The 13,407-nt window shown below is 33.7% G+C and carries 5 protein-coding genes and 1 pseudogene; 1 reads left to right on the forward strand and 5 read right to left on the reverse strand.

The window, feature by feature from the left end:
• Positions 1 to 146: 146 nt before the first annotated feature.
• The 4 genes from ABWU24_RS07770 to cifA all read right to left on the reverse strand — a co-directional run bounded on the left by ABWU24_RS07770 (position 147) and on the right by cifA (position 9,684).
• Positions 147 to 2,357: a hypothetical protein gene (locus ABWU24_RS07770; protein WP_353274265.1), complete on the reverse strand. Its 2,211-nt coding sequence runs from the start codon at positions 2,355 to 2,357 to the stop codon at positions 147 to 149.
• A gap of 8 nt (positions 2,358 to 2,365) precedes the next feature.
• Positions 2,366 to 3,730, reverse strand: a complete 1,365-nt coding sequence (locus ABWU24_RS07775; protein ID WP_341810134.1) for a hypothetical protein — start codon at positions 3,728 to 3,730, stop codon at positions 2,366 to 2,368.
• A 953-nt stretch (positions 3,731 to 4,683) separates the two neighbouring features.
• A complete protein-coding gene (gene cifB, locus ABWU24_RS07780; protein WP_353274776.1) occupies positions 4,684 to 8,184 on the reverse strand; it encodes a cytoplasmic incompatibility factor CifB in 3,501 nt (1,166 codons plus the stop codon).
• Between the two features lie 75 nt (positions 8,185 to 8,259).
• Complete coding sequence (gene cifA, locus ABWU24_RS07785; RefSeq protein ID WP_155968735.1) at positions 8,260 to 9,684, reverse strand: cytoplasmic incompatibility factor CifA; 1,425 nt, start codon at positions 9,682 to 9,684, stop codon at positions 8,260 to 8,262.
• 290 nt (positions 9,685 to 9,974) lie between these two features.
• On the opposite strand from cifA, the gene ABWU24_RS07790 reads away from it, so the two are divergent.
• The gene (locus ABWU24_RS07790) at positions 9,975 to 12,356 is read left to right on the forward strand and encodes a hypothetical protein (protein WP_353274276.1); all 2,382 of its coding nucleotides are present in this window, start codon (positions 9,975 to 9,977) and stop codon (positions 12,354 to 12,356) included.
• A gap of 702 nt (positions 12,357 to 13,058) precedes the next feature.
• Here the strand turns inward: ABWU24_RS07790 and ABWU24_RS07795 are convergent.
• A pseudogene (locus tag ABWU24_RS07795) lies at positions 13,059 to 13,407 on the reverse strand (hypothetical protein); the annotation flags it as partial.

Here is a 13,407-nt window from a genome sequence, read left to right on the forward strand (position 1 = left end):
TGCTTAGTAATAAATGTATCGGAAAACGAACTTTTAACAGCACTCCATGTACTCGTATCAGGATCATTTTGTTTTCCTTCTATAACTTTGTCACAAAACTTCTCGACAGCATAACCTACTTAAGATGACTATTTCTTAAGACTAGATCACTGATTAACTGCTCGAGATAGACCTGCTTGTTGAACATAAGGTTGTTGGAGACTACCTGGCTGTTGACCAAAAGCAACCACAGAGCTATGTCTTACATCTACCTCTACAAACTCATTACCAATTTTTATAAGGGAACCTTCATCTGTTGCACCTTTATTAAAAACAGCATATATCAGTTTCACTTTGCCAGCATCAGTAATTACCTTATACGCTTCACCTTCTTTATATCTTTTCAACTGGTCCTTAGCATCTTTTTCTTTTTTATCCAATTCTCCTTTCTTAGCAAATTTTAGCTCTATTCCAACTGGGGGGTATTCTTTTTTTTGATCAGTAGCATTTATAACCAACATAACATCCAACTTCTCTCCACCACCTATTTGAAATTCAGTAATAACTTTTATATTATCTTCTCCGTAGCTACTAAATAAACCATGCAATACAGCTTGAAATGTAGCCTCATTGCTTATTAATGATTTGAAAGGATGTAGTATATGAGAAATTTCTTCAAATAGTTTTTTGTAATCATCATATTTACCAGATTCTATAGCTTTGCTCAAAGCTGCTTTAAATTTTTTATTTTCCACAATTCGAGTAAAATTACCTTGTAAAATTTCTTTACCTCTTTTGTATTTGTCCAATGAGTCATACGTATTTACTGTAATTCCCTTATTCTTATTACAGTACTGATCAAATGGATTCTTATTACTAGGTGTACTGTATAAGTTACAGGTTATTTCTTGTATCTTTATGTCATTGACGTTTTGAATTCCCCTAATATTTTCAATAGGAATTCCTTTATTATCTGGCACTCTCAATGCAAATTCATTTTTTTCATTTATGTTGAGTATAAGCACCTTCTTACCTAAAGTTAGCACTATAGTTGTAACACAATCCTCAATACTTTCTTTTGCTGCTTCTGGGCGTTTCTGTGATCCAGTAACCATTTTATCATTTTGATCATAAATAAAAATATGTTTACCTAACTTTTCACGCTTAATAATATTAGAAATAAGTACTAGCTGACCTAAGATCATTCTGCTGACATAATTAATATTATCACTTCCACCATTGCTCCAAACAATTCCATAGTAAAGATACTCTAGCTGTGTTCTTATCACCTCAGCATTCGCTGCTTCAGTGCCAAGTAACTTTTCTATTACAGAATTACCTTTTCTGTTCAAGAATTGCTGTGCAAAAAGTAAATATTTAGGATGGTGGTTCATTTCAAAATTTAACCCTACACAAACTGCTTTATTAGCTGTAGTAACCATTCTAATGGAGTTGAAAAAGTAGCCTTTAACATAATCTTGCGCTTGCTCTATTGCTTTTTGTGCTGTACTCTTTTCATCTGTTTTTGCTTTAAGCTCAATAATCATGGGAATAGAGCTTAGCGACTTATCAGAACCACGTACAAGTAAAATAATGTCTGCATAACCTTTTCCAGCAAATAATTCGAGATAAAGTTTTAGGTGAAAACGATATTTAAAATTCATTAAGAATCCCGCTAAAAAGCCATGGTAACTTGATTCTTTACCTTCAAATTGTTTTTTAACTCCTTTATCACCTTTATATTCATTGTAGACATCAGTAATATATTTCAGCACTTTTTCAGTTGTATTCATTACCTGCTCATGGCTTTTATTTGCTAACCCTCCAATTAAATCTTTTAAGTTTTCTTTTTTGCTTTTTATTAAAGTAAATTTTTTTGCCTGTTCTGAATCATAAGGACCTACTTTAGGATTTTCCGTCACGTCACAAGCAACCTTTCTTTCCTTTTCAATTGTTATACTATATATAGTTTCTCTGAGATTTTCATATCTTGAATGTATATTTGCCAATTCTTCTGGATCAAATTTTGGTTTATGATTCTTTTTATCGGATACTGCAATATAGATTAATTTTTCACTTATTGCCTTAGAATCTTCAGTTAATACAGCTAGCTTTAAAGTACCATGATCATCAAAACGAAAGTGAATTTCCTTAACCTTAACATCTTCAAAGTCAGCAAGATCTGAATCCAACAAAGTGGCAAAAGCGCCAAAGAAGAAACTAGGGAAAAAGCCTTCCTTTCCAACTGAGTGTAAGAAAGAAGGAGACTGATCAATAAATGACTGAAACCTTTTTTGAAAATCTAAAAACTCTTCCCTTGATGTATTTTCTATCAATAGAAGCTGCACCAATTCAAGTGGCTTTGTAATATTTGGCATATAATCTCCTATTTGCTATGGCTTGAAGATTTTACGTTATACGGGGTATCAGTCAGGCTAAAACTTGATTGTGGTAAACCAGATGGTTCACCAGCCCCATCATTACCTTGAACAACTGGATCCTCTTTTTTGTGCTTAAAGGACTTATCTAGTTCAGAAAAGAGCTGTTCTATCAGCTGTTGATCTTGAGTAAATTGCTCTTCACCAATTCCATGCACTGCACTCATTCTATTTATTAAAGAATCCTGCATTTCTTTAACTTGTGTATGTTCAACACACTCCAATATTCCTGATATTTCCTTCTTTCTATTTTCATTACTTGGACTTTCCTTTCTTAATTCTGCTATTAAATTCGTTACCATTACAATAAAAGAGTAGTCCTTAAATACAGACTTTCTACACTCTTCAAAATTTTTATGTTTCCAAGCATACATAATAGTTTCTCTAGTTTGCTCAGCTAAATCTGAATTTAGAAGCATCTTTTTTGATAATGATGATAGGATAACCCCATACTGCTCGAACGAAAGACCATTAGATTCAAGTAAGTTAAATAAATTCTTAAAAGAGTCAAAGCAGTATTCATCGATCAGTTCACTTAATACTGCACAATAAGTATTTTCCTTATAATCTCTATTTAGTAATTTTTTCTTTTGTTCATCATCCATTTTAGACAGGCAAAACTCTATGGTTTCTACTTCTTTGTAACCCTTTACTGCAGATAAAGCTGCTTCAATTAACAAATTATTTTTATCTTGACTAGAAATACTGGAATCATTGTGCAATTTATTATAGAAGAACTCTATACCTTCTTCCCAGTTTTTATTAGAATTTATCTGTATGGATTTTTGCAAACCTTCAACTGATTTATATTCGTTTAGTTTTCCAATCTGCTTATCAATAAGAAAAGACCAGAAAGCTTCTATAGGGCTAGTTTCTTCGATATTTTCCAATAATTCTCTTCTCAGATCATCATCAGATCCATCCTCTTCAAAGGCACTTCTCTTAAATCTCATAAATACTTGTTCAAACAATCCAGGAATCTTATCTTCTAGACAATATTTACATGCCAAGTAATATCTATCTGCAAGATCAAGCGGATTTTCTTTTCCATTTTTATTTTTTTCTTCAGTTAGCCTTTCACCAACAGCTTTATTTTTTAATTTTATTCCATCCCAACAAGAATTATCAGAGAATATATCAGAGAAAAATTTTAATTTTCCCTCATCAAAATCTTCAATTAATTGAATATAAACCCTTAGCCATCTTTCTACTCTAAGGTGTTTTCTCGCTTTAACTTGATTATCGTCGCCTTTAATAGCACCTTTTAATATATCAAGTATTTTATTGTAATTGTGATCCAAACCAGATTCCATACCCGCAACTCCATTTTGTATTTTAATATAAACTTTAGTCTAGTAAATTATCGTTGCCAAGCCAATCTTTTTCTCCAAACCTTACCACTGCACAAGAGGAAATTTCTTGAGAGCCAAGTATGATATTTTCATTCTAATAATTAATTGTAAAACACTTTTACTTACGGAAAAATAGACCTTGCTGTAACTAAAGAAATTCCTATTTTAGTGCCACAAAAATTTGAATTATTGACTCTTCCTAAGATTGCAAAAAGGGTCGTATATTTGTGAGAACAAGCCGCGTAAAAATAAGGTTATAAAAATAGAAGATTTAAATTATTTTAATAAGCTTAGGTAAAACAGTTCGTATGTAGATATGGATCAAATGGGCTAATATGGCTAGTTTTAGCGTATAATGAAATCACTATATTAAAAAGTTCGTATGTATTGAGTGGTAGACCATGCCATCCCAAAACAAACTCTTCTCACGGGTAGCGGTTTTTGTTGCTGGAAATGGTTGGATTATTTAAGTTATTAGCAATATATAATACTAAATTAATAGTAATTCATTTGAGAACAAAAAGAAAAATTTATGATAATTTTACATTTCAAATGGATATTGTTCTTTTTATAAAAAATATTCCTATACTATGTAAGGTCAAGTTCTAATCACATCAATTTTTCTTCCAAATTAAATCTTATCTTTTACAGTGGATCTTACGTTTAAATTATTTTATATCCAAAATTAAGGAAGTTATTCTAAACGGTACACAACTTCAGCATCTAAAGCTAGCTGATTTTAAGAAAATATCGCTCTCATGAATGTGCTTTACGGACAAAAGCTTTATTAATATCTTCTATATTATTGTTAATAAACAACCCCCCAAAAAAAATATGCAGAAATAAATTAAAAGACCCATTACAACCAACGCGTAAATATGGAGTAAAGAAATACTTCATTCACCTATTAACCTCTACCTACTGCCTCTACCATTGCTATGATCATAAACTCTATTCACTCCATCAATTTCATCCAATACAGATTGCGGACCAAAATCAATTGATATCACTCTTTCTCCGCCTAATTGCAATGCTCCCCCACCTCCACGCTGTGGATATTGGAGTTCTAAAAATTGTAATAGTAATGGATCAATTTCATGTTGAATTCCTGGACGACCTTGAATCAATCTACCCCTAGGAGAAGATAGAGAATCATTTTGGAATAATTGTGAAATATTTCTTCTCCGATTTCTAAAGTATTGTTCATTTCTTTGAGGTTGTCTAGTGTCATTTCCAATTCCTGCACTAAGAAGACCACGTATATAACCTATAATACCTTCACCTTTCTCTCCAAAGTTACTATTTCCCTGTAAAGCTTGATCAATAGCTTGGTTAATATCCCTAGCATTTTCGTATGCCCATATGCCACAATTATGGCCATCTGTTTGCTGATGAACGGAAACATCATGGACATTATCATCGCTAATATCACATTCTCTTAAAGCTCCTCGAATATTATTGTCAATACGACTATCTGGACCAAGTGAATCAGCATAATACCCATAATAATTTCCATTTTGGTGGACAATAACTAATGTAACCCAATGACGATTACCTACATTAATAATAGCAGTTAATCTATCTTTTTCACCCGAATCTACTTTTTGTTTAAAGTTATCTATGTTACTACTTAATAAGTCCCTACCTGTTGGATCATTTTGATTTCCATCGACTCCTACTGAAGTTATTGCAAAATCATGACGATCATTAGTTGGATTAGATCGATCATCATGGAAAGTATATTGTCGTGCAGCGAAAAACATGTCATGAGTTTGTAGCCAATAACGGAAATTTTGATTTTCTGTTGCAAAGTCTAGTGCAAGTAGATTATGCACATCTTCTATTTCACGAGCGTTGTTTCTACGAAGGATAGTGTTTATTTGTTGTAATATTCCTTGTGCTGTAGAAGTACCACCTCCCCTTATTCTTGACCTTAATGTTTCTATTGCCTGTGCTCTAGTACCTTGCAAGTAACTAAATGGAACGTGCAGATTATCATCTATATCAAGCAAAAAAATCGAGTTCTGTCCTGGTCTTTTTTCCATGTAAAAGCGCCTGAAATTTTCACGAGTTTGATCTGACAATAGATTTTCTGGTGGATTTTCATCAATAACACTTTCAGGTCCCACTAATACTTCTGGTCTTGAGTCATGACCACGACGATCAAGTCTATGTACATACACTGCTTGTTGTGGAAGAGATATAAAGTCTTCTGCTCTCTGTGCACCTCTATTAAATACAGCATAAGACAAAACCACCTCATTTCCAGAAGTAATAGGCAAATATCCCCTTTGTTTGCTCATCAATTCTGTTATTTTGTACCTTGCCTCGTCTTGCTCCTGTTCTACTTCTTCTGCATTATCAGCAAATCCTAATACATATCCAATTGGGTGAGTATCTGCTGTAGGTTGTCTTAATAATAGAAGACCTAGTCTCTGTTCTGTAACTCTTGTAAGTATTACCCTTTCTCCTTCTTCTTCCTGCCACCTTTTTAAACTATATGTTTGACCAACTTTATACATAGCAAGCACTTTATAAGGATTATCACTAGCATAAAATGTACCATGTAGTATAGAGCGAAACTTATCTTTGCTATTTACATCTATTATCATATTGCCATGCGTATCTTCTGGCATTAATACTGCAGAAATGTTTCTAAATAATTCTTGATGCTGAAATCTATCTTGCCAGCCATCATTCATAACTTGATTTAAAGCATTATGCACATTTCCAGCATTAGGCACTTGCACAAGATTACCACCAAGAAAATTATTTGCATTATTATTTTGGTAATTGTGATATAAACCAAGGTTATCTGTATGAATATTAAGGCCAAGTTGATTATTAAGTGTGCATGAAACTTCCCGTACATGAACATTATTTCCGTCAACATTAAGATCTTGTAAATTGATGGCTCCTTGTTGTACAGCGTTGTTATCTCTAATATGAAGTATAACTATATCAGAACCTTGAGTATGGAAGACCATGGTTAAAGCATGATTCTCATCACCATATCTAAATATATACTTTCTTACACGTTGTTGAACTGCGTTTACTAATCTGAACTCTTCTAAAATACTATTCCCAAAAGCAAAACCAGTTATGCAATCAAATATTCTGTTATAATTCTCTGCATTTCTTGGTATTTCGTTAGGAAGATGTTGAAGCAAGAAATCTCTAATATTTTCTCTAATTCCTTCATCCTCCAAACACTCAAATAATCTTTGTACCAAAGGAAATCTATTCTCTAAAAACTCTACTGTATCAATACTAAAAGGATCTATATTCAGATTAAAATTTAATCCAATACAAACAGCATTTCTTGATTCAGTGTGAATAGATATAAATGAAGAAGCATGTAATCTTTTAGCATCAGCTCTAGCGCGGTTTAATGCAATATCAGACGATGTCCTCCATCTAGTAACATTAATAACGATAGGAATGTTTTCTCTCTCTGCCTGATGACATATAAGAAAAGCAACATATGAATTTCCAGGAGACAAGTCAAGGTCAATATCTATTGTGTAGAGATGAATAAAATTTGCCAACAAACCTAAGAAAAATCCGTGACTCTCAAACTTTTGACTGCGATTTTGAATGTCATTTTGTAGGTTGCCTAGGTAACTACGATAGATTCGAGTTATGTATGGCAAAATTCCTTCATTTATTCCACGTTCTATATTTATTCTTTGGTTACTTGCTAGCACTTCCATAAAACTGAAAATCCCTTGCTGACCCGGTGCAACTTGCACAAAATTGACCAAATGACCAAGCTGTACTCTCTGATCTTGATTGAGTCGTATACTTCCTATTTCCTTAACTGTCAACAAACTGCGTGGCGCAGGCGCATTAATCCCATTAAGCCTATTGCGTTCTATATGCCTAAGAAGGCTAATCTCAGACGCTGAATATTTAGCAAATCTATCTCTACCTTGAGAATCTTTTTCACGAATCACCTCGAATACTGTTGCAATCGCCTCTCCCTGAATCTTGCCCTTTCCATGCATGCATACTTTGTATTGCTCAAAATTTAGGTCTTCTTCCCTTAAATTTGGATTTTGCCCTCTAATCTCTCGCACTAGAGCATTTCTTTCCCTTGTACTGAACCTTAACCCATCACTATTAAGACGATCAGAAATACTGTAGCATCTGACAACTTGCTGTCCGTCACGATAAACAGCGACTTTTAGGTTCCCTGTATTTCTATTTCTACCACCTGTATCAATACCATGATTATCAAAACGAAAATACACTCTCTCATTTGCTTTTAAGATATTAGCATCATGAGCAGTAGCAAACATACTGAAAAAGAATACAGGAAGGAAACGTCCTGTACTTACATGATACAAGAAAAATGGACATTGATCTAAAAAGGATTCAAACTCTTGTCTAAAACCATCAAGATCTCCATCCACTAAACTTCTTATTAAAGACACAAAGCACCTCTCTATTTGCTAAGACCAGAAAAACCACTCACATTAATGAGTAGACTAGATTCTTCTTTTCTTATGAGAACCAGAAATACCACTCACACTAGGAGCTTCAAACTCAGACTGTGGGCCATCACCAGAACCATCAAGTGGCAAAGATACCTTAGATTGAGACCGCAAATTATTCCAAGGACCATCACCTACAGAAGGTAAAGTTACTTTCTCTAACTGAAGAAATAACTCTTCTGCAAACTTGCCGTAATCTACACCTTTCCTCTTTCCTTCCCTACCACATATTCTAAGATTTTCTATCATGACTTCTTTAAAAAGGTCAAACTTTTCAGGAAAGCAACCTTTGGCAAATGAAATCATATCTAATATTTCTTCTTTCTCTATTTCCCTATCGGGCTTACAAACATCTTCTCGTTTCCAATTAATGATTAATCCCCCAAGTACACTCTTTATAGGAACTGTATAATTAGAAGTATTAACAGAGGTCTCTCTGTATTCAGCAAAGCGTTCACATTTCCAAATCTCCATAATAAGGGATCTAGCTTGAACACTTAACTCAGGATTTTTCAACATCACATTTGAAAGTGAATAAAGAAAAAGTTCATAGTCTTGCTGTGAGAATATCTTGTCCGAACAGTCTCCTCCTGCTGAAACGCCTTTATAACACCAGCACTGTACCAAATCATGAACCGTATCAAAAAAACATGACTCTATTAATTCAGCAAGAAGGGAATATACTCCCTTATCTTTCTGCAATAATTTCTGTAAAAGAGTATCTTTATCGCCTATATTCCTTACACAAAAATCTAAAATAGGAGCGTCTTTCTCAACAGATTGAGGACGAGAAAGAGCAACAATAGCTTCTGTAAGCTTCTTCTCCTTATCTTTTTCCTCTAACTGATTATAAAAATACTCTACCCCTTCGCTCCACTTAAGTTTTACAGCACTGTCAAAACCTTCTACTGCATCATACTTCTTTAATTCCCCAGATTCTCTATCGATCCAGAAATCAAACACAGGACCATTTCTCTTCATGGATGATAGCAGAATGTTTCTTACATATTGATCACTGATCGGATTACCTTGACTATCTACCTCTTCTGAAGTAAATTGACCTCTAGAGAGTACAAACTGTTTGTTGAAAAAATCACCTATCTTGCCCGTTATACAGTACCTAGATGCCATACCATACCTTGGTAGTGGGTTATCGATTTCTCCTATTTTCTCTTCAGTCAATTTCTGACCTAAAACAGTATTATTTAACCTTGTACCTAACCAACAACCTTCATCTCGAAAAACATTATATAAGAATTCCAGCTTATCATCCTTAAAAAGTTTGATATACTCTATATAGGTCTCGACCCACCTTTTAATAGCTAACTTTCTTCCAGCCGCAATGTCACGATCTGTATGTTTTATCACATCTTGTAGCTTTTTAAGCACTTCAGCCTGACGTTTTGTTTCTATTGGCATTTAAACCTCCCTATATCATGAAAACAACGCTATGGTACTAAGTTTGTAACTAAGTTACAACACCTAATTACTCCAGAAAGACCTATTTGATACCCAAACGTTCTGGTCAGGCCTAGAGAAATCTGTCTGGAATTATTGAGTATTTTCTAGAAATCTTAATTTGACAGCTAACACCAGGTTTTCTGGAGACTATAGGTGATGCACTTTTTCTATTTATATTCCCAAGAATAAGGTCAGTAGATATGTTGTTTTCCAGAAGAATATTAGTAAGATTAATTGGAGAAGTGCTTATGACTTTAACTAAGTGTGTTTTAACTTCGCCCTTAAGTTCTGTTCAGCAGTATCTGTTAGTGTTAGGTAAGGTTATGGTTGTAAATACAAAATCCGATCAGCAGAGGGCTGAAGATGATCTATATACTGTTTTGAGATTCAAAGAAAAAGGAGATTTTGAAAGACGGATAAGAGAACTGCTTGTTAACGATTATAAGAAACTTAAAAAACCACTGAGCAAACTCCTTGGTAAGTTAGAAAGTAAAATAAGGACTGATAAAGAGAATAACCAAGCAGCCAGAAACGTTTATGATCAAATCAAAAAATCTAAAACTAATGAAGATAAATTAAGTAATTTATTGAACTTTAAAAAACAGCTAAAAGCTTTCCTAAAAAATCAAGATGATTGTAGTATTGTGTTAAATGCGATTGACTCTGCAAGTGTTATCCCTGTTATTGAAGTTAATGGTGTGCATCCAAAAGATAGTGAGATCAAAAAGTTAAAAAAAGCTCAACCTCTCACCTCTAACAGACAAGACTTTGAAGAAGCTCTAGGATACATAGAATCACAAGAAAAAGTTATGGGGATTACATTAGAGGAAATTATGGAATACAAGCAACACTCTGTTAAGATTTTTCTACTGAACCGTGTTCATTCATGCAAAAATGGGCATTCTCAATTGCATCCTGATGTAAAAGAAGCTATAGCAATATTATCAAATGATAAGCTGAGAGCTTTCTACGATGAAGAAGTAAAGAAGAAGACGCTACAACCAATATTGTCCTACAAAGAATGTGAACAATTATATGATAAAATTAACTATGAAAAAAATGAATCTCGTATTATAATCGAAAGAGAAGAACTTGGAGAGAATATTAGGAGGGTAATGGGAGTGAAGCGCTTTACGAATGAAAGCAGTAGAGAAGATCAGAAAAATGGTACTAGTCCAACAGGAACTTCTACAAATTATAGACAAGAGCAAGTTGCCTCTAGTGGTGATAGAACACTTTATAATAGTGATATACCTTCACTAGGTAGATCGATTAAGAGCAGCCGAAGTGCACTGTTTATGCCATTTGGAGCTTCTGTTGATACGAGTACCCCGATTAAACCTGCCAATCCATCTAACCTAGTTACCACTGGTGAGAATTATACTAGTAATGCAGATCTGAGTGATGAATTGAACGTAAGTGAAGTAACTAAAATTGTTGAACGAATGGAGCTATTATCCAATAGTTTAAAAAAAATCCAAGAAATTGTGGAAAAGCTGGGTAATACTACACTAAGTGAAGAAGTGATAGTTCATGAGAGACATTTCAAAAAGTTTATGGATTTTGTAGGAGAAATTCTCGTAGATATTGGTACAAGATTACCACAAAGTGATTCTAAAAGCATGTATCTTGAACAAAAATTGAAGGGATTGGAAAAGATGAATGAATCCTTAGATAACAGTGTTCAAGAGTTAGAGAAAAAAGTAGATAAACTTGAAAAAGAGAATAAAGATTTTCTAGCAGAAAATGATGAACTTAAGGAAAAACTTGCTACAGCGAAAGAAGAAAAGGAATTGCTATTTAATAAAAAAGAAAAGATGCAGGAAGTTATAAATGGGCTGAATGAGAACAATCAACGATTAATGCAAAAAATAAATGGGTTAGAAGATGATTATGAGTATTTGTTAAGAGCGGAAAAGACAAAAAGAGAAACCGAAGATTCGTGTATACAAGTGGAGGATGCAGATATACCGGAAGGAAAAGCTGAGTTATGTAAAGACTATGAAATTAAACTAGTAAAGCTGGAACAAGAGATAGATGCAAAAGGGAAACAATGTGAGGAATTGCTATTAGAAAATAGTATATTACGAGGAAATATAGAACGATTAAAGGAAGAGAATAAACGATTAGAAGGCATTGAAGAAAGCTTTAGTATCGATCCCTCACATTTTTGCTCTGTAAAAAATTTGCATGATGAGCTTATTCTAGCTAATGAACAGCCGGAAAATATTGATATATCAATCCAGGATGAGATGGATTCAAAAGTTGCCACTGAGTCTGTGGGTGTTAATGTAAAACAAGGTTATAGTAAAAGGACTAGCAACCTATCTCGAGTCTCTGAACAAAGTTCAGCAGTAAAATCTCAATTCTCAGAAGCAAGAGCTCAGAGTAGAAAGCAAATAATTTATGCCTCTGCTTCTCTTATATTATCTGGAGTATTTGCTGTTGGCACAAGTTTAACAATGTCTCATTTAGGAATATCTATTTCACTTGCTTTGACTGCATTAACTTTCCTTACATTGGGATGTTATTGTTCATATAAGGCAAGTACAACGCTTAGGAATATTGAACTTGATCGAACTTTTAAAATGGCTGATCATGAAGCTGTTTTTATGGTTCCCAGCTTATAACTATGTGGAAAAATATATTGTTTTACTCACCCCAAGAAAAGAGATAATGGGAAAGATAAAAAGGTCTATCAGTTCTCGGTGCGGCAGATTAATTTCTGACGGTGATATAGAGCATTACTTATTTCTCTAGAGAATAGGGAATTGGCGAATAGAGTTCTAGGTGTAGAAGGAGATATAGATGAAGAAAAGACCAGATTTAGTAGAAAAATATAAGGGCTTCTTTGTAAATGATAGTAAGGGAACAGCAAAGTAGTTATATTAAGGGACTGGTTTTATGTTCTGAACTCAGATTTTCGTTAGGTTATAAAAGAAGTAATATCGAGACCTTACTTTGAAATTCCAGATTATCAGAGTACTTTGCTCTTCTGAAGTGAGTGATGTTGGAATACCTCTGGATCGCAGTACTAATAACCAAAATTAAAGAGTAAATAGTTTATAATTTAAGTATTTATAATAGAGAAATTAGCATGTATCTAAATTTGAGCAGCAAATACCTTGAAATTACCATCAATTCAGTAAAATTGAAGAGTTTTAATGGTTTAATCATGTAAAGTATTCAATAAACTGCCGTTTTTAAATTTTATCAGACTCAGTTAAAAGAGTGGAGATTTTAATGATTTACCTCAAATCTAATTAAGAGTTAAAGTGAGAAGATGTTTTAGTTTTTATGCACCTTCCTCTCTACTAATTAAGGCGTTCTTTTTATTTGCGGCTTTTCAGACGTACGATTCTGCTTAGCAACCAATCCGGTACTTCTCTACCCTTTTCCCACTTAGCAAACCTCATCTTTTCTTTTAGGTAGTACTCTCTGTAAGCTTTTACTGAATGACTAGACTTATATTGATCTGGTAACGCCTGTACAAAAGGCTTTATATCGGTTGATTGAAAAACAAGCAAATTCTTATTACTATCACACCAATCTATAACTTCTTCTGATCTATGTTTTCTTTTATATCGCCAAGTATACTCTTTGCACAGCTCCCTTCCGTATTTTATTAACCAGAAAAAGTTCCCTTTGGATTGTCTAGCCCATAGAGAACAAGGGTGGTTT

It is taken from the genome of Wolbachia endosymbiont (group B) of Hofmannophila pseudospretella (assembly GCF_964028515.1).
In the GTDB taxonomy this organism is placed as follows: Bacteria; Pseudomonadota; Alphaproteobacteria; order Rickettsiales; family Anaplasmataceae; genus Wolbachia.